This is a genomic window from Atopobium deltae (genome assembly GCF_001552785.1).
In the GTDB taxonomy this organism is placed as follows: domain Bacteria; phylum Actinomycetota; class Coriobacteriia; order Coriobacteriales; family Atopobiaceae; genus Atopobium; species Atopobium deltae.
In genome coordinates, this window is record NZ_KQ959516.1 from 1 (window position 1) to 17,539 (window position 17,539).

The 17,539-nt window shown below is 43.5% G+C and carries 17 protein-coding genes; 9 read left to right on the forward strand and 8 right to left on the reverse strand.

The window, feature by feature from the left end; translation table 11 throughout:
• Nucleotides 1-24: 24 nt before the first annotated feature.
• The 6 genes from HMPREF3192_RS05220 to HMPREF3192_RS05245 are packed head-to-tail and all read right to left on the reverse strand — an operon-like array spanning nucleotide 25 to nucleotide 8,883.
• Complete coding sequence (locus tag HMPREF3192_RS05220; RefSeq protein ID WP_197414575.1) at nucleotides 25-1,794, reverse strand: DEAD/DEAH box helicase; 1,770 nt, start codon at nucleotides 1,792-1,794, stop codon at nucleotides 25-27.
• Between the two features lie 13 nt (nucleotides 1,795-1,807).
• Nucleotides 1,808-2,728 (reverse strand): HamA C-terminal domain-containing protein, encoded by a 921-nt coding sequence (locus tag HMPREF3192_RS05225; protein WP_066306127.1) that lies wholly within the window; start codon nucleotides 2,726-2,728, stop codon nucleotides 1,808-1,810.
• A 34-nt stretch (nucleotides 2,729-2,762) separates the two neighbouring features.
• Nucleotides 2,763-5,678, reverse strand: coding sequence for a DEAD/DEAH box helicase (locus HMPREF3192_RS05230; RefSeq protein WP_066306130.1), 2,916 nt, complete (start codon nucleotides 5,676-5,678; stop codon nucleotides 2,763-2,765).
• A gap of 3 nt (nucleotides 5,679-5,681) precedes the next feature.
• Entirely contained in the window at nucleotides 5,682-7,784 is a 2,103-nt protein-coding gene (locus tag HMPREF3192_RS05235; protein ID WP_066306133.1) for a site-specific DNA-methyltransferase, read from the reverse strand.
• Nucleotides 7,771-8,055 (reverse strand): helix-turn-helix domain-containing protein, encoded by a 285-nt coding sequence (locus HMPREF3192_RS05240; protein ID WP_066306138.1) that lies wholly within the window; start codon nucleotides 8,053-8,055, stop codon nucleotides 7,771-7,773. The genes HMPREF3192_RS05235 and HMPREF3192_RS05240 overlap by 14 nt, the downstream gene beginning before the upstream one ends.
• 15 nt (nucleotides 8,056-8,070) lie before the next feature.
• A complete protein-coding gene (locus HMPREF3192_RS05245; protein WP_066306139.1) occupies nucleotides 8,071-8,883 on the reverse strand; it encodes a hypothetical protein in 813 nt (270 codons plus the stop codon).
• A gap of 117 nt (nucleotides 8,884-9,000) precedes the next feature.
• Here HMPREF3192_RS05245 and HMPREF3192_RS05250 point away from each other — a divergent pair, with 117 nt between their 5' ends.
• The 8 genes from HMPREF3192_RS05250 to HMPREF3192_RS05280 all read left to right on the forward strand — a co-directional run bounded on the left by HMPREF3192_RS05250 (nucleotide 9,001) and on the right by HMPREF3192_RS05280 (nucleotide 15,067).
• Complete coding sequence (locus HMPREF3192_RS05250) at nucleotides 9,001-9,261, forward strand: hypothetical protein (protein WP_066306144.1); 261 nt, start codon at nucleotides 9,001-9,003, stop codon at nucleotides 9,259-9,261.
• A 263-nt stretch (nucleotides 9,262-9,524) separates the two neighbouring features.
• On the forward strand, nucleotides 9,525-10,043 hold the full coding sequence (locus HMPREF3192_RS05255) for a hypothetical protein (protein WP_197414576.1): 519 nt from the start codon (nucleotides 9,525-9,527) through the stop codon (nucleotides 10,041-10,043).
• On the forward strand, nucleotides 10,043-10,168 hold the full coding sequence (locus HMPREF3192_RS07135) for a sigma-70 RNA polymerase sigma factor region 4 domain-containing protein (RefSeq protein WP_407921951.1): 126 nt from the start codon (nucleotides 10,043-10,045) through the stop codon (nucleotides 10,166-10,168). The genes HMPREF3192_RS05255 and HMPREF3192_RS07135 overlap by 1 nt, the downstream gene beginning before the upstream one ends.
• Nucleotides 10,169-10,256: 88 nt before the next feature.
• Nucleotides 10,257-10,436, forward strand: a complete 180-nt coding sequence (locus tag HMPREF3192_RS05260; protein ID WP_004114712.1) for a hypothetical protein — start codon at nucleotides 10,257-10,259, stop codon at nucleotides 10,434-10,436.
• A 12-nt stretch (nucleotides 10,437-10,448) separates the two neighbouring features.
• Complete coding sequence (locus tag HMPREF3192_RS05265; RefSeq protein WP_066306146.1) at nucleotides 10,449-10,634, forward strand: hypothetical protein; 186 nt, start codon at nucleotides 10,449-10,451, stop codon at nucleotides 10,632-10,634.
• A gap of 249 nt (nucleotides 10,635-10,883) precedes the next feature.
• A complete protein-coding gene (locus tag HMPREF3192_RS05270) occupies nucleotides 10,884-11,180 on the forward strand; it encodes a TetR family transcriptional regulator C-terminal domain-containing protein (protein ID WP_066306148.1) in 297 nt (98 codons plus the stop codon).
• Between the two features lie 320 nt (nucleotides 11,181-11,500).
• The gene (locus HMPREF3192_RS05275; RefSeq protein WP_066306150.1) at nucleotides 11,501-13,591 is read left to right on the forward strand and encodes a glutamine synthetase III family protein; all 2,091 of its coding nucleotides are present in this window, start codon (nucleotides 11,501-11,503) and stop codon (nucleotides 13,589-13,591) included.
• Between the two features lie 66 nt (nucleotides 13,592-13,657).
• Nucleotides 13,658-15,067: an MATE family efflux transporter gene (locus HMPREF3192_RS05280; protein ID WP_231723373.1), complete on the forward strand. Its 1,410-nt coding sequence runs from the start codon at nucleotides 13,658-13,660 to the stop codon at nucleotides 15,065-15,067.
• A 17-nt stretch (nucleotides 15,068-15,084) separates the two neighbouring features.
• On the opposite strand, the gene HMPREF3192_RS06835 is transcribed toward HMPREF3192_RS05280, so the two are convergent.
• Nucleotides 15,085-15,246, reverse strand: a complete 162-nt coding sequence (locus HMPREF3192_RS06835; RefSeq protein ID WP_156422882.1) for a hypothetical protein — start codon at nucleotides 15,244-15,246, stop codon at nucleotides 15,085-15,087.
• A 208-nt stretch (nucleotides 15,247-15,454) separates the two neighbouring features.
• On the opposite strand from HMPREF3192_RS06835, the gene HMPREF3192_RS05285 reads away from it, so the two are divergent.
• Nucleotides 15,455-16,486, forward strand: a complete 1,032-nt coding sequence (locus HMPREF3192_RS05285; RefSeq protein WP_066306155.1) for a hypothetical protein — start codon at nucleotides 15,455-15,457, stop codon at nucleotides 16,484-16,486.
• Between the two features lie 128 nt (nucleotides 16,487-16,614).
• Here the strand turns inward: HMPREF3192_RS05285 and HMPREF3192_RS05290 are convergent, their stop codons facing one another.
• Nucleotides 16,615-17,538, reverse strand: a complete 924-nt coding sequence (locus HMPREF3192_RS05290) for an ABC transporter ATP-binding protein (RefSeq protein WP_066306156.1) — start codon at nucleotides 17,536-17,538, stop codon at nucleotides 16,615-16,617.
• Nucleotide 17,539 lies beyond the last annotated feature (1 nt).

The window sequence follows — 17,539 nt, forward strand, 5'->3', positions numbered from 1 at the left end:
TCGTTTGGTGCGACACTCATTTTTCTACTTCCCATTTTTTCTTTTTTCGATTACAACGCTTCCAGATTTAAGCGTATTAACGATATATTTTCTTTCTGGTTTTGTAAGAATACCAGCACCAGCTTCTATTGATAACGATTGTGGAGGGACGTCAGTTTTTAGCATATCTACGTATTCTGATGCTTGGCTTTTGTCGTCGGATTCTGTAACAAATATGACGTTGCCATAAAGATTATATTCAATTCTTCCTACTCGGCCTATAAGATTTTTAAAGTCTACAGGTGTCATTTTCCGAGTAAATACTTTTTTAGTAGTTATGAATAGGTTATCAGCTGGAAGATTTACGCCTTCGAGAAGTGTACTGGTACAGAATAGGGTCGTAATTTTACCAGCACGAAATAGATCTTCAATTCTCATACGAATTGAAGAAGGTAAATAGCCAATATGATAGGCAATACCTTTTTTGATGATGTCAGCTAGATAATAATCTTTGTGTACTGATGTAGCAATGTCATTAGATAAAGCATTGAGATCTTTATCGTTTAAGTCATTTAATCTATCAGCAAAATTTTTAGCAGTATTAACAGCTTTACTTTTAGAATTGAAATAAACGATAGTTTGATGATGATTAGGAATATCACTGGACCTATTTTGGGATTCAACTATTTGTAGGAAATCTTCAAGTTGTATATTTCCTGATTTGACATCCGCCACTTCGATAAGATTCTTGGAATGCTGATTATAAACAGACATTTTCTTGTTTTTAAGATCAAGCAAAAACTTAATCTGCGTTACAGGAGAAAATGATGTTTTTAATGCCGATACATTTCCTTCACTTATATCGGTTAAAAGGCGTAAATATACTTCTGGATTAGGTATATTAGGGGATGCAAAGATAAACTTTGGTGGGCATTTACGTTTCCTAAGCATATCGACTACTTTATAATAAAAAGGAGCTCTGCCATTTTTAGCAGAGAGCTTATGTGCTTCGTCTATAAATAGATAATCAATTTTAAGGTTTGGATGAGCGATGAGCATATATAAGAGACGCTCAGGCGTTAATACATAAACAAAATCATGCTTTCCTTCTAAGGCAATATCTGTGGAGGCAGTTATTACTTTATAGTTTTTCTTACTTAGCAGATCATTCAAATCTTCTCGTATTATTTTTTGAGACACCTCGTTAATTAATGCCTTAGTTGGCACAATGATGGCAAAATTTTGATGACTTTCATTTGCTATCTGTTCCTTTATAAACATTCTCATCAAGAATGACTTACCCATGGATGTCGGCGCGGAATAGCTAAAATATTTATCATTAAGATGGTCATAAGCTTGTTTTTGAGCAGAGAAAAAGTGCATATTTTCTTGGTAAGGAATGCGTAGATACGACTTTTTGTATTCTTGGAATAGTCTACTTAGAATAAAAGGATCCTCAAAATCAGTGTTCAAAATGCTAATGCCACGTGTATTGTCAGTATTTGAAAATACTGAGCCACCAAACGCTTTAATGTTCTTATTATCAGGGAATAAGAAATTGAGTAGCACGATAATCTCTTGTGCCCACATTTTATGTTCTTCATATTTTGTTGCATGATTTGATTTTGAGAGTAAATCAGCAAATCGTAAAAGGTCATGGACTTCGGTGCTATTTAGTGAAGAGTTATCAATGGGCATGCTTAGCGTTTTTCGTGCGTAAGAGAGCAGTGCTTTTTTATATAACCTATTTAGATATTCGTTTTCACTAATTGAATTAAATATTATTTCGCCTAATTTAACTTTATCATCGCTCATAGTAACACCTCACTTACATTAGCAAATCTTCCATTATTTCTTTTTTATCTTTTTCAGCATCATTGAATGGGACGATATAAAAGTAAAAGGAGTGTGTGCCAAGATTAAATTGCTTTATTTTATTTGCAATGTAAGATGCATGCTGTTTAATATCGGTTTGCATTTTTGCGTCCATAGCTTTAAGAAAATCCAAATTAGATCTACTTTGAGGGTTTAATCCCAAGGAATACCCAAGAAAGACGCCATAAGCTATGTCGTTAGCCATCTTAGTATTGGCTGATGGAATCATAATATTTCTTATTTTTTCAGCAGTTTTAGTATCAAAAGCCTCTTCAAAAATATGACTATCTACAAGTATAGAATCAACTCTTTTTATATCATGCTCCACCTTCTCGATAGTAGTAAAAGCATGGTCAATAGCAGAACGTATGTCCCCAGCAATATCTGAAGAACCGAATATTGTTTGATAACAAGGGAATGGTGTGTTTTCTAGTGTTAGTAGGTGTACTGCATCGCTTGATTTGCCAAACGAAGTAGAAGAGGCGTTCAGCTCTACTTTACTGAATAACTTTGGTGCTCCGAGAATATCTTCCAAAAAAGCATAGAGTAAAATTTCTCCTAGCTCATTTCCTGTTCCTCTAACATCAGCAGCTCCGTTTTTCTTCATTATTCTTAGAGCTTGTATGCCAATTGAGCGTGGATTGGATGACTGGCTTAATTTTTCTACTTGTGCTCTGGAAAACACATATTCGCTTACAATATTTATTAGATAGTTGCTTAAACTTGCAAAATTAAACAGGTTGCTACTTACATTAAGGTGGAAGAGGCGAAGCTGTTCCGGATTTACAAGCCCTAAGCTTTCGCTATGTTTTACTTCAGTAAATATAGAGCTAAGGTTATTCCCTTGATTTGAGAAATTGAGAATTGGACTCATCTTGCGCCTCCTTTCATCTTAATTCGAACTATAACTATTCAAATTTTCCATCAGTATCAAATATATGAACTAGTTCTTCATCGGTCATAGCTTTAGATACTTTGTCACGCACAGAACTCATGGACATATCAAGCCTCTTAAAACGCACATTACCTGCTGCATCTTTACTCTTTCGAATCAATTCTATTCTGCCAACTCCTGGATTTTGTCTGGCGTATTCAGCGAAACCTTTGGCTTTACCAAGGTTGTCATTAAAAGCGGGGTTATGAGGCTCTAACACGTCAATGATGAATTCACCATCCGTAACGGGATCTTTACGAATAATAATAAAGTCAGGATATGTTGGTTTTATTTCGCCGTCTTGCTCGTATGGAATACATAGAGACCAAGAGCTCCTCGAAGGATTCCTTAACCAACATACAAAATCATCTCGTCTTGACTCTTCCTTTAAAACTCCCATTTCCCAATCATTAAGTTTAATTTTGGCGAATCCTTCGTCATTTACAAAAAGATGATCATAATAAACTTTGCCGTTAGCATCATCTGGAACTGTAATAGTTTCGGGAAGTCTTAGATTATGCTTGCTGATAATATCACCATCAGACACAATCCTATCGTATTGTTTTCTATAAGATTCAGTTAAGTTCACCATGTACCTGCGATATTTATCATTTAAGGTATGATATTTCTCTTTTGCATAGTTATTTAGTTTTTCAATGCTTTCATCATCCGCTGCAAAAAGAATAACGTTGATTTTAAGCTCAGGAAGCCTATCAAAGTCAAGGTATTTGTTAAGGTAGGCATTACCTACGCCTTCAGAGCCAAGACGTGTCTCTGCAACTCTAAATTGTCTATCAATATCTGCATCGGTTGTGAAGAAAGAAGTTTCATCTTGGCTTGTTTTAATACTTGTTCCAAACACATCAAATACTTTAGTTGCAAGCTTAAATTCCTTCGCTTTTTGCACAAGCTCATCATATATTCCTTGTGCCTTAAGTTCTTCAACATGGTTTGAAATAAGCTGAACAATGTCAGACTGCACACCTGACAAAGCAGCAGAATCTATATTTGCTTGTGTCAAAAGACGAACGAGAGCAAACATAGATTTAAGGTAGTCATTGATACGTATTCTTCTTACGTCATATGTAAGAAGTCCTGAATCATTAATTGCTCTTACGATTTTTTCTCGATCAAGGTCAAAGAATTTTGCTTCTATTGGAGCCTTATCACTCATATCATCGCTTGGCTTATTCCAAGTTACCCATGTGGTTGCTACTTTAGGGTCATTTACATATGTAGCATCTGTTTCTGCAGTAGAATCATTTATGTTTGCAGGTATATTATTTATTTTCCTTGGATTGTCCATTATAGACATGGCTGTGGGTTGTAATTTTTCAGGCACATCTAATGTTTGGACATCTGAGGCCGTTTGGAGTTCCTTCGTATTTTCTTGTGCATGGTCAGATAAATTAGATGATGTATTAGATGAAGTGTGTGCAACAAATGCATCTAATATACCCTGTCCCAAAATCTGTTTTGAAACCGAAGGAGATGATTTTCTTGGACGGACTGTTAGTGTAACTAGTCTTTTGTTTTCAATTGGTTCCCCATATATATCAGTGGGAATATTTCCACCTTCATCCGATTGCAATGCACTAATAACATCTTCCACGGTATCTTTTTCGAAGAATGGCAAAAATAAGTGTACATCATTTAAGGTGTCATCTACCTGCACATGCATTTGCATAGGTGTTCTTACCATACGTCCTAAAAGCTGTGCAATATACGTTGCGTCTTTAGCGTGCCTAAAGCTCATCATGGTTTCGGCTCTAGGGCAATCCCATCCAGTTGAAAGGTTTTCTTTGAAAAATACAACCTTAATTTTCTTATTATCTTGGATTCTGGATGGCTCTTCGTAAGGAACTGATAGGCCTGCTATGGTGATCGTTGAATCCGTATCTCCAAAAGTGTGGACAACTTCTCCTTCGGCAAATTTAATACCCGTACGCTCCTCTATCTTATGAAGACATTCATCTAAATCTGTAGCAGATTTTTGAGAGGCACTACCGTTTTCTACTTGAACTACAAAAATCGGATTTACATATGCATAGTGCTGCTCAAAACAGTACTGTGACCAGTGATCCCACTTGTTTTTCCAATCATCAGCAGCTGCTTGTAAAACAGCCATTGCTTTATTAACAGAGGATTCTTCAGAGTATGAAATAACAATACGATCTTTTAGAAGACCTGAAGCTCTAACTTCATCAGGAGAAACAACAACTTTTTGTATAGTGGAAGAAGTTTCCTCAACTAGTTTATTAAAACGTTCTGATGTTGCTGACATGCCAATAACGACAGGCATAGGTACAAGATTGTCATCTTCGCTACCTTTTATAAACTTTTGCATAATTGTTGTAGCTTTAGCAGCCGCTTTATCTTTCATTCCGCGATGTGCTTCGTCAATGATAAAGTACAGGCGATCAGATTTTTCATAAACGGTATTACCTAATGTTTCCCAAATGTTATAGGTACGATTGTCACCCATTTTGGTAAGATTCTTATCCTTACCAATTTTTTGAGTGTTTAAGAAATAAATATGCCCGTCCTCTAAGAACTCTTTATCAAAGTTTTCATCAGTGATAGTGACACATTGACCAAGTCGTATTTTATCCGCTTTAGTGTCAATCTTTAATTTCGATTGCTCGTTAAGCTCAGGGGAATCAGATAACCAAACAAAGATTGCGTCAGGCTGTTCAGGATAGCTTTCATCACCAAACAAAATGTTTTCAATAAAAGCAGTCATAATGATTGTTTTACCTGCACCTGTTGGGGCAGTAAAAGAAATTACTTGCGGTGTATGTGTTCTTTGATATGCGCCTAGTGCTTCTGTCGTTTTCATACGGAGATTCCTGAGTGCTATTTCCTGGAATGGGAATAATGATACTTTCATGCTTTACCTCCCCGTATTAATACGAAAGTTATCCAAATAATCGCGGTATAGTTGATAGGATTTTTTGATCGAAAGATGAGAGATCATTTCACGATAACCGCTTGTAGAATCAGTGACGATAAAAACTTGTTTTATTCTATCCTCATCATTAACTTTTGTCATAAACTCTGGGAAAGCATGCTCGTCAATCAGCACTGCAAAAGCGTTTTGTGGCAAAATCAGCATAGGAGGCAACGATTCTTCTTCGAGCTTAGGACATAAGCCAACACAACCTGTTTTCATCCAAAGAACAGGCAAGAGTTCTTTGAACTGTCTACCAAGCGCAACAGCGTTCTTATCTAAGAAGCCAAGCTTGAAAAATGCAGCATTCGCTTTGAAACCATCTGTCATTGCTCGTTCACTATCAAGATACGTGCCTTTAAGTGGATTACCATTTATGTCTTCGCCTTTAATCGAGCAAACAGTACGTAGCCACGTTACATAATGAGCAATACCAAGCCGCTCCCATTCTGGATCTCCAGGCTTGAAACCGTCTTTTTTGAGCTTTTTGGCTTCTTCATCCGAAACTTCATTATTGGTGACCATAATACAACGGCGATGTCCGCCATCTTCAGCATTGAGTAGGTTTACAGCGTGAAGCGTTGTGCCAGAACCTGCAAAGAAGTCGAGGATGAGGGCGTTCTGTTTGTTGGCAACAAAGAAACGAATAGCGTCATGCACAGCGTAGAGGGATTTTGGGAAAGAGAACAATTTAGTTCCGAAAATTTTATTTAATAAATTAGAACCATTTCTTGACGCATCATGAGATGGTATTTGCCATGCCGTACCTGGGACAAAATTTGGAATATATGAATCCTCATTAACAATGATAGAGCCATCTGGATTATGGCCGATGATAGGGAATAATCCATCTTCTACTTTTTTCTGTTCACCTTTTTTCAAGTAATAAATTGTTGTGTTTTCAGCACGATAGCTTTTAATCTGTACATAGCCTTTTTGTAAAAGGTTTCGCAGCATTAAAAAGCTGACTTGCCACCTGCCTTCTTTACCATCACTTCGAATTGGCCAAACTGCAACACAATCGTTTGGAATATCTATTTCACTTCTATTGTTCCCAAAGTACGTTTCACCAATAGAATGAATAATTGATGTTTTATCATCAATTTTTTTAACAAATATTGGGTAAAACAAATTCGGAGAGTCTGTACGTAATACATCAGTTCCAGTACGTATTAGGGAATTCCAATGCAATTTACCTTTTACTGTTGTTTGAACAGCACCATTCCATTCTTTTTCTAGTTGTAATTTTTGAGGACCAGCTTCACCTAAAAATACGAAGAATATGTATTCATCCGTGCGACCAAACTCTTTATCACGTGCGACTGCTGCTGGGTTGATAACACTACTCACCATCTGCATTCTTGCATCAGGGAACAGCTCTTCCAACAAGCACCCCAAATGCAAATACTCTTTTTCATCAATAGTCACAATTAACACAGAGTCAGCTGGATTAAGGAGCTTTTTAGCCAGCTTTAGACGTTTTTCCATCATAGACAGCCATTTGCTATGACGGTACGCATCAGAAGAATCCACGTAATCGTTGTTATACTTCCAGTCCTTTGCTCCCGTGTTATAAGGAGGATCGATATATATGCAATCCACTTTACCGGCATAAAGGTATTCTAAAAGCTGAAGTGCGTGGTAGTTGTCTGCTTCAATAAGCGTATGCCAAAGACTGCTATCCGGTGCGTTTTCGATGCTATCAACCGGCTTTAAGTAAGGGTAAATTGCCTCACCAAATTCAGCAAGAGATACAAGAGAATCAACGGTGAATTCTGTAGTCTCTTTCGTCTGAGTGTTCACACAAATTGCTTGATTATCGTTTATAGCCTTAACGACATATACATTATTAATCTTTTTATCTTTAAGAGCTACTTTGCTACCAACATGAACAGGAACATCATAGAGTGCGGTACATTCAGGCACATGGTCTTCAAAAACAAGACCGAATTTTTTCTGCTTAGATAGCTTATCAACTTCAGCTTTAATGCGCTCGCGCAGCTCACGATCATCTATTTGATTGATCAAATCGTTAATTGCAGCCATTGCTATCCCTCACTTTTGCCTCATTGCTTTGAGCGAGGCTTTCTATACAATCTAATTTTACTTCTTCATGGTCTTTTTCGCTCTCATCATCGCAAGCACCACCTGATCTAATCCACTCATCGACTTCAGATAGCTTAAATTTCCATAATCTTCCAACCTTATAAGCAGGCATTTCTCGTTTGTTTATCCACTGTAGGATCGTTTCGCGTCCGACACCTAAATAAGCTTGAACATCTTTTAGGTTTGTCCACTTTTCTATTTTGTTATTCATTAAAAGCCTCCGTTGTTATGATGGAAAAGAAATTCTTAAGCGTATATCGAATATGCTTCTATTTGGAAAGCAATTGTTACCATTGGAATCAATCATTTCAAAATGACAACAAAAATCTCCTTCAGATCCTCGAGTTTCCATTTCTATCTCTTTTGTAAAATTTTGTTGTGGCTCAATATTCGGAATAGCTATTTCACATTCTGTCCTTGGAATAGGGCAGGATGTTTTTTCTTTTATAAAAACTAATTTCCGGTTTAGCCACGTTACTGAACCAATATTTTGAATATCGAATTTAACTTTTATTATCTCGTATGTGTTTGCTTCTATCCAATTTATATTTGAATAATCATTAACTGCATCACCAGGGTATAGAGGCATGTATTTACTAAAATCAGATTCCTCTTGATCATTGGCTATTCTTTGGTATTCATTCCACACAATATTTTCTACTTCGCTGCCATCGCTAGTAAAAATCAGCTCATATTGACGAGCAATAGCTTGGGCTAAAAAGTCTTTATTGGGTTCTATCGAGCTTGGAAAGCCAAAGGCTGAAGCTACGTCTTGAATTTTATCGTCTTGCATGTGGCTGGATAGAAATGTAGTAACTTCCTTAATAGGAAAAGGGCTTACAACAGAACGTTTCATATCAATAGTGAGGGGCCTAATTCCCTTAAAAATTTTTATTTCATAATCACGCGGTGTTTGTGTGTTTTTAGGAAAAAACTTACTCCCCATGGCATTGAATAAGCTAGCTATGAAGAAACCTTGATTATTGATTTTAGGTTTACAACTTTTCTGAACAGGTTCACTGCAGGATGAAAATTCCATGCTAAAAATCCTCCACCTTAAAAGTCCATTTTTTGTCCAATAAGTCCATTTTGAATCGAGTGTAAGTCCAATTTTTTCAGGTTATCTTCTAATCAAGCAGATAGAAAGAGACAAAAAATGAGTGACTTATTAACAATCATTATAAGAACAAATCGTATGGAATTCAACGAAAACATGCGTAAAAAGTTATTAAATCACTCAAACTCACTCTACTGCAATACAGAAAGTGAGGTGATGAAAATGCATAAGAATACTAAGCAGACCTCGAAGCGAGTCGCTTCTAAGGCAAGCAAAGTTTTGCGAGACGGACGTTTCAGCAAAACGTCTAAGTCTGTGGCGGGTAGTGCTCTGGCACAGACGAAGAAAAGTGGAAAGTAACCACTCTAAAAAATCTGAGCACGAGCAGCGACTGATTGGATAATCGGCCTGCAAAATTCAAATATCACAAAGCCTGATTAGCTATAGGGCGATGGGATACATGCATAGAGCCTCCACGGATTTATTCCGTGGAGTGCTATGTGAAGTACCTCTATTTTCCTATGGCTAATTTTAGGTCTTAAGAGTTGGTACTTCACAAGGTGCCAGCTCTTTTTGTATGTTATCTCCATCGCTCCGACCGCTACAGGCGGAAAGGAGCGAGTATGAAGACTCGAAAAACAAACAGTAACAATCGCACAACCTATAAGTACACCTATTTTGTTCCGAACAAATTAGGTGGTTATGATGAAAAAACGCTCGAGATTAAACCTGGCGAGAATGGTGTAACCGTTGCGGATATTAAAATGCTTCACTCAATAGATGACAGAGAGGTTTACTACAACAATAAGAACCTGCGTCCAACTAGAACTGCTGAAGAAAAAGCTGAGATTGAAGCTTGGAAAGAAGAATATATCCGGCGTTTTAATCTTAAGCATGGTTATGAGCCTAACAAGGATGACGTGAATGATGTTGCTGAAGAGCGTTTCCCACGTAACTATAATCTTTCGCTTGATTTTGATGCAGATGGCGAGCTTGAAGTAGATAAAAGCCATCTTGCTGAAGCTCTTAGTACTACTGATGATTATGGTTTTAGTGCTGATGACCATGGTTTGAATGGTCAGAAGAAATGGAGCATGCACTTTCAATGCTTACTGACAAGCAGCTTCAGGTTATTTGTTTGATGTTTGTTGATGGCTATATTCAGTCAGAGATTGCAAGCATGCTTGGCATTTCGTCTACCGGTGTGAAAAAGCATCTTGATAGTGCCATCGTAAATCTTAAAAAAGTTTTACCAGAAAAATTCTAGAAATTTTTTAGGAGGAGGTTAAAAACTCCTCCTTTTTCTTTGCCTGTGATGTGTAAGGAAGAAACCCCTTATAGAAAGGAGGTAAACCATGAAACACAAGATCGTTATTAACGTCACCGGTGAAAACGGTGAGAAGAAACAGGTTCTACGTGGAGCTGTGATGCGATTACCTCAACGGTTTATCCGCTGGTTGTTTGGTGATTACTCGCAAGTCTACCTATTAGATCCAGGAAAGAGTGTTCAGTCAGTTGATGTCAAAGAAGTTTAAGGAGGAAAAACCGTGAACAAGGAAATCATGAAAGAAGTCATCAAAGACTTGGAAAACTTAACAGCTCACCTTAAAACGCTATTTGATGAGTCTAGCGTTGGTAAGGAAAAGTCATCTAAACCAGTAGAGAAACCAAAGCAGAAGTTTGTACTGACGCTCGCTTTCCCTGGCGGCGTGCAATGCGCTGTTTGCTCATGACGCAGTTGTGCGCAATTCCGACTCGAGTGCGGGCGACTCCGACTCGAGTGCGCCGCACCACATGACACCGCGCCACAGCACACGCACCGTACTTCGATGCGCCCGTGCCACGACGCACACACCACAACGAGAAACTAAAGGTATAGCAGCTATGAGCAGCATCGAAGAAAAAATCACTCGAGCGACACTCGACCCCTTTGCGACGCTTCAGTATGACGGCATGACCATTCCGCTGATCGCCAAAAAAACATGATCCTCTTCCTCAAATACAACAGGCGAGCGCGCTACATCTCGGACGCCAGCAAGCAGGCACGTCAGGCACTCGTCGACTTTTTGATCGACTTCATGAACGAAGGCGAGGTCGCGGACGTCATCAAAGACATTCCCGAGGCGCTGTACATCCCCATCATTTACGCGCCCATCGAGATGCTGGTCACCAACGCCTCAAAGCACGAGGTCGACGACATGAATCAGTACCTCGACCAAATGCTTGCGTTTACCTGGGAAACTTTATCTCCCGAGAAGACCGCAGGCTTGCCAGCATAAACGCTGCTGCGACCGCAGCCACGACCACTCGCAAGCACCCGCCACCCCGCACCACTCTACAAATATGTTTTTTTGCACCCACGCGCGGGCTTCTCGCTAGCGTGCATCGCTGCAGTATACAATACATAAATCAGCTATTTAGGACGCTGTTTAGCAACGCCGTGCAAGAACACCGTGCAAGAACACCGTGTAGGTACACGTAAGCGCATTTAGAAACGCCGTGTAGACGGCCACGTAGGTACACGTGAGCGCGTATTGGGACGCTGTGCAGAATGCGAAACGCAGACAAGTGTAGGACGAAGTCGCGAAGGTAGGTCACCATGCTCAAAAATAGGGTTTCGGAAGAATTTGGAAGTCTCGTTTTTACGGATCTGGTGATGCAGGAGCGCCTCCCCAAGCCAACCTACAAGGAGCTCTCGAAGGTCATTCACGAGGGCCGCGCGCTGGATCTGAGCATCGCCAACGAGGTGGCGCACGCCATGAAGGAGTGGGCGCTCGAGAAGGGCGCGACCCACTTTACGCACTGGTTCCAGCCATTGACGGGCATTACGTCCGAGAAGCACGATAGCTTTTTAACCCTTAAGCATGACGGCACCAGCCTCATGACCTTCTCGGGAAAAGAACTCATCCAGGGCGAACCCGATGCTTCGAGCTTTCCTTCGGGAGGACTGCGCTCCACCTTCGAGGCGCGAGGCTATACCGCATGGGATCCCAGCAGCCCCGTCTTTATCAAAGATGAGGTGCTCTGCATTCCAACAGCTTTTATTTCCTACACGGGCGAGGCACTCGACAAAAAAACACCGCTTTTGCGTTCGATGGTCGCCCTCGATACGCAGGCCAAACGCGTCCTTGCGCTCTTCGGCAAAAAGCCCGTGCGCGTGGCCACCATGGTCGGCCCCGAGCAAGAGTATTTTTTGATTCGCGAAGAAGACTACGCCGCACGCCCCGACCTGATTTTGACGGGACGCACACTGTTTGGCTGTGCTCCCTCCAAAGGTCAAGAGCTCGAGGAACATTATTTTGGTGCCATCCGTCCCACCGTCAACGAGTTTATGAAGGAGCTCGACGACGAGCTGTGGAAGCTTGGCGTTCCCGCAAAAACCAAACATAACGAGGCAGCCCCCTGCCAGCACGAGCTGGCGCCCATCTACGAAGAAGGCTCCATCGCCATTGATAATAACTTGCTCACGATGGAAAAAATGCGCTTGCTGGCCTCGCGTCACGGCTTGGTCTGTTTGCAGCACGAGCGCCCCTTTGAGTACGTCAACGGCTCAGGCAAACACAATAACTGGTCCGTCGCTGCCGACAGCAAAAACCTGTTGGATCCTTCAGACTCCCCCGAAGAAAACCTGCAGTTCCTCGTGTTTCTCACCTGCGTAATCGCGGCTGTCGATGACCACGCCGACCTGCTGCGTGCAAGCGTCGCTTCGGCTGGAAACGACCATCGTCTGGGTGCCAACGAAGCGCCTCCTGCCATCATTTCGGTCTTTTTGGGCAACGATTTGAGTGGCATCGTCAAGGCACTTATCGACGGAACGACCCTGTGTTCGGCCAATCGCGCCACCATGGACCTAGGCGTTCCGCAGCTGGCCGACATTACCCAGGACACAACCGACCGCAACCGTACCAGCGCTTTTGCGTTTACGGGCAATAAGTTTGAATTTAGAATGTGCGGGAGCCAGCAAAACCTCTCCGACTCCAACACGGTGCTCAACACGGCAGTAGCCGAGCAGCTCGACGCCTTTGCGAGCGCGCTTGCCGATGTGCCTGCCGAGAAGTTCGTCGAGCAGGCAATGAGCTGGATTAAAGCATCACTGACCGAGCACGAGCGTGTCATCTTTGATGGTAATGGCTACTCCGAGGAGTGGGCAGCCGAGGCGCAAAAGCGTGGCCTTCCCAACTATCCCACCACACCCGACGCGCTGCCTTGCATCGTGCGCCCCGAAAACATTGCGTTCTTTGCCAAATATGGCGTGCTGAACGAATCCGAAGTTCGAGCGCGCTATGTTTCGTATGCCGAGCAGTACAGCAAACTCATCAATATCGAAGCAAACACCATGAGCTACATGGTTCGACACATGTATTTACCTGCCCTTATCGACTACTCCAAAGATATCGCGACGGGCGTTGCCACCAAGCTTGAACTTGGACTTAAAGCGCGCGCAGAAAAGCAGCTTGTCGAGCGTCTGACCGGCGGCATCGACGCTATTTTTGATACAGTCGACGCGCTGGAAAAGGCGAACGCCGCGGCAGGCACGATTGTCGATCCCGAGCAGCAAAACTACGCCTATCGCGATGAGGTGCTCGCGCGCATGGAGCACTTGCGAAATCTCGTAGATACGATGGAGCAGTTGTGCAGCCACGATTTTTGGCCTGTACCCTCGTATAATAAGATTCTCTTTTACATTTAGTGCTACCGCGCGCAGCATACGCGGTATGGAGTGTACGTTAGTGTTGGGTGAGCAAGCAAGCGTATAGTGAAGGTGTTAATGGCCGAGAAGACCGACGATATAGCAAAAGCCGCAAAGGACGAGACGCTTGACGTAACCTCAGGCGTGATTTGGAAGCAGCTTATACAGCTGTACTTCCCCATCTTTTTGAGCGCTTTTATGCAGCAGCTTTATGCATTTATGAATACGTGGATCGTTGGTCAATTCGCTGGTAAAGAGGCCGTTGGTGGCATTCAAGTGACCATGCCTCTTACCGATTTAGCCGTCGGCTTTGCCATAGGCGTCGGGGCTGGCTGCGCCGTTATTGTTGGGCAGCACTTTGGCGCGCATGATTACAAGCGTCTGGCGCAATCAATCCATACCGCCATGGGTATTTCGATAGTGGGTGGATTTTTATTTGCTGTCGGAGGCGTCCTGTTAGTACCCTGGCTTTTGAGTCTTATGAGCACGCCCGCTTACCTCATGCCCACAGCCACTATCTATGCACAGATTTATTTTGCGGCGCTTGTTTTTTCACTCATTTACAACATGGGTTCCAGCCTTATGCGCGCACTCGGTGATTCGCGCACCCCGTCAGTCATTATTGCCGCGGCACTGGTATTCAACCTAATTCTGGATTTTATTTTTGTTGCACTTCTTGGCTGGCAGGCCGTCGGCTGCGGTATCGCCACCTTGCTTTCGTACTGCTTTGCAGCGGGGTTGGTGGTCTGGAAACTGTCGCGCGCATCAGGTCCATGGCGCCTTGTGATATCGCAAATTCGCATCAATAAAAAAATCGCTCGCATCATGCTTCTCACAGGGCTGCCGCTGGGAGTTCAGTCTGCAGCCTACTCCATCTCGAACATCATTGCACAGGCTGACATCAACGCCTTTGGCGTGGACGCCGCGACAGGTTGGGGCCTTGGTGCACGCATCGACGGTATTATCTGGCAGAGCGCGGACGCCCTTGGTGTTGCCGTCACGGCCTTCTCGGCACAAAACTTCGGAGCGCGACGCTACGATCGTATGCGTCAAGGCGTTAAAGTTTCCACGGCCTTATCGCTGGTATTGGTAGGTGTTTTCTCGATACTCGTATTTGTGTATGCCGAAAAAGCGGGCTACTTCTTCCTCAATGATGCGGCGGTCGTGGGCTTTTCCACCTTTAGCGTGCGCTTCATCGCGCCGTTTTATGTGATTTACGCGCTGACCGTCAACATTTCGGGCATCATCCGCGGCAGCGGCGAGAGCGTGCGCCCCATGGTCATCACGCTGTTTGGCACCTGCCTGTTGCGCGTCGTGTGGCTGCTATTTGTCGTACCTATCTATCACAGCATCGAGACGGTTTTGCTTAGCTACCCCATCACTTGGTTTATTACGGCGGTCATTTATATCGTGTACTATCGCACGGGTCGTTGGCTGGTGGCTGCCAAGAAGAAAGAGCAAAAGCGCGCAGTGTAACCTAAACGTTGCATAATCTACTCTGCCATTTCGGGAGTTGTTTTTGGAAGCTTGCCCTCGATGATCTCCCCAACGTTAACCCATCCATTGGGCCATTCATCATGCTCAAGTGCATTTTTCCAGCTAGCGATCTTCTTGCCAGTAACGATCTTGCCGTTGTTTGCAACAACATCACTCATATCTTCCTCCATCCATGCCTTTTGATTGAGGAAGTTACGTTCCGATTTTACGGCGAGCTATCTTGTTACAGGCTCTCCGTGTTAGTTTACAGATTTTTAGAGAACTTTTGTTATAAGCAAGTCCCGCGGGAATGCTTTGTATAGCGCGAAGTGACGCAAGACATCGTAGCAAACGTACATTGCACACAAACTTTTGTTGGAGGATTTTGTGCACACCACTCAAACACCGCAATCTCAAACGCAACAACAAACACACCTACAAGTGCAGTCCCAACCTCAGCAGATGCAACCACAGATTCAGCCTCATCAGCCGCAACAGTGGCAAAAGCCGCAGACGCATGTGCAGCTGCAATCGCAGCCGACCTCGCAACCAACGCCACCCAACAAAGCTCCCCAAAGCGTTCGAGCGCGCATCTTCGGAGAGTTTTCGTTTGTGCAGGTATTTGCCTCAATATTAACCACGATCATTTCGGTGGTCTTATCGTCACGCATTGGTATTTACGGAGGTCTTTTAGGGGCCGCAGTCGGCGCGGGTGTGGCGGCGATTGCCAACCAACTGTTTAGAAGTCTTATAAGTGTAAGTGCCGATAAGCTCAAGGAGCTCTCGCCGTATGGAAACGACAGCGAGCCTGCTCCCACCAACGCGGCGACTACAGCACAAAACAACCCCTATGAGATGCTTGGCAATACTGCTCGTGCGCAAAAACAAGGTGCTCGCATCGCACCCGATTACTATCGCCAACTGCAAAAAGATCAGCAGATACACTATCGCATGATTGCCGCGGGCATCATTGTAGCAGCGCTTGGCGCCATGGGGATCACCGCCTGGCTTGTCGATACGCTTTCTGCGGGACAAGGTTTTGGAACAAAGGTAAACGTACCTGTCATTACTCAGCCCAAGACAACTAAACAGACTGCACCTCAGCAGGTAGAGCAAACAGAACAACAACAGACACCAACGCAAGAAGAAAAATCACAGAAGCACGACGAACACTCGTCCGAACCCCATAAGCCTTCGACGGACGAAAAGAGCTCCGCTCAGCAAGAGCAGCAAAATGCTACCCCCTCACCCGAGACACCTTCTTCGTCGGAGAATACACCTTCAAATAACAATACAGGTGATGGAACCACTCCAAAGAAGCCGTCCGAGCGATCTAACAACACCAATACCAGTACGAACAACTCGCAAAATAACAGCAATAACTCAGGTGACACAAAAACCAACACCACTACCCCGTAAACGACGTAGTGATGTTTTGGCGCGCGGTGACGCGTAATGGCATATAGAGTTAATAGAGCAAGGCTCAACGCCAAGGCGCACGACTTGGACAAGGCTTGTCCAAGCACTTAAGCAAGCTGCTCGACGATTTAGGCAAGCTGTTCGAGCAGTTGTTTTTTGTATTGCAAAAAGCGTGGAGTGAGCGAGAAGGACTCTGCCAGCGTAGCATTTGCGCTCGTGTTTGCACTTGCGCTTACTTGCTCGCTTGCGCTTGGGCATGTATCTAGCTCTGTAACCATATCTGCAGGTGCGTCTAGATCCAAAACGCCTCTCTCGCAAGGGCGCTCAACACGTAATTCATACGAGATATGCGCGGGCGCGTGCGCAGGGTTTCCACCATCGATAGCACCGCCATTCTCGCCAGAAGCACCGCCAGTATGCAGGACGTAAATACGATCTGCCAGCACTAACGCCTCATCAACATCATGTGTCACGATAAGCGATGCAAGACCGAGCTTGCGAGCCATAGCCCTGTACCATTCGCGCAGCTCAGTACGGGTAAGCGCATCAAGCGCCGAGAAGGGCTCATCGAGCAAAACCACGCGATTTCCCATCATGTAGGTACGAAGCAATGCGGCTCGCTGCTTCATGCCGCCCGATAATTGATACGGCCACAGCTCTTGCGTGCCGTCAAGACCAAAGATCTTGAAAAAATCCGTTGCTTCTTGCCGAGCTTGCGCGGGGGCCACCCCCGCGATAACGCGCGGCAAACAGACGTTGTCGATAACCGTTTTACTAGGGATGAGCAGGTCTTTTTGGAACATATAGCTCGCAGCGCCAGGGCGAGCGGTATGATCGGAGCCCTCAATGGTAACCGCGCCAGCGGTTGGTGCAACCAAACCAGCAAGAGCATGCAGCAAGCTGGTTTTACCGCAACCCGACTTACCGATAAGCCCGACGATCTCGCCAGGAAAAACCTCTAGCGATACGTTTTGTACGATCACCTTGTTGTCCCACGAGACGCTTATCGATTTTGCACACAGTGCTGCTTGTTTTTGTGGAGCCTTTTGCACA

Excerpts from the sequence above, each read along its gene's own strand:
- HMPREF3192_RS05220 (WP_197414575.1), bottom strand. The coding sequence starts at position 1,794 with ATGAGCGATGATAAAGTTAAATTAGGCGAAATAATATTTAATTCAATT.
- HMPREF3192_RS05225 (WP_066306127.1), bottom strand. The coding sequence starts at position 2,728 with ATGAGTCCAATTCTCAATTTCTCAAATCAAGGGAATAACCTTAGCTCT.
- HMPREF3192_RS05230 (WP_066306130.1), bottom strand. The coding sequence starts at position 5,678 with ATGAAAGTATCATTATTCCCATTCCAGGAAATAGCACTCAGGAATCTC.
- HMPREF3192_RS05235 (WP_066306133.1), bottom strand. The coding sequence starts at position 7,784 with ATGGCTGCAATTAACGATTTGATCAATCAAATAGATGATCGTGAGCTG.
- HMPREF3192_RS05240 (WP_066306138.1), bottom strand. The coding sequence starts at position 8,055 with ATGAATAACAAAATAGAAAAGTGGACAAACCTAAAAGATGTTCAAGCT.
- HMPREF3192_RS05245 (WP_066306139.1), bottom strand. The coding sequence starts at position 8,883 with ATGGAATTTTCATCCTGCAGTGAACCTGTTCAGAAAAGTTGTAAACCT.
- HMPREF3192_RS05250 (WP_066306144.1), top strand. The coding sequence starts at position 9,001 with ATGAGTGACTTATTAACAATCATTATAAGAACAAATCGTATGGAATTC.
- HMPREF3192_RS05255 (WP_197414576.1), top strand. The coding sequence starts at position 9,525 with ATGAAGACTCGAAAAACAAACAGTAACAATCGCACAACCTATAAGTAC.
- HMPREF3192_RS07135 (WP_407921951.1), top strand. The coding sequence starts at position 10,043 with ATGTTTGTTGATGGCTATATTCAGTCAGAGATTGCAAGCATGCTTGGC.
- HMPREF3192_RS05260 (WP_004114712.1), top strand. The coding sequence starts at position 10,257 with ATGAAACACAAGATCGTTATTAACGTCACCGGTGAAAACGGTGAGAAG.
- HMPREF3192_RS05270 (WP_066306148.1), top strand. The coding sequence starts at position 10,884 with ATGATCCTCTTCCTCAAATACAACAGGCGAGCGCGCTACATCTCGGAC.
- HMPREF3192_RS05275 (WP_066306150.1), top strand. The coding sequence starts at position 11,501 with ATGCTCAAAAATAGGGTTTCGGAAGAATTTGGAAGTCTCGTTTTTACG.
- HMPREF3192_RS06835 (WP_156422882.1), bottom strand. The coding sequence starts at position 15,246 with ATGAGTGATGTTGTTGCAAACAACGGCAAGATCGTTACTGGCAAGAAG.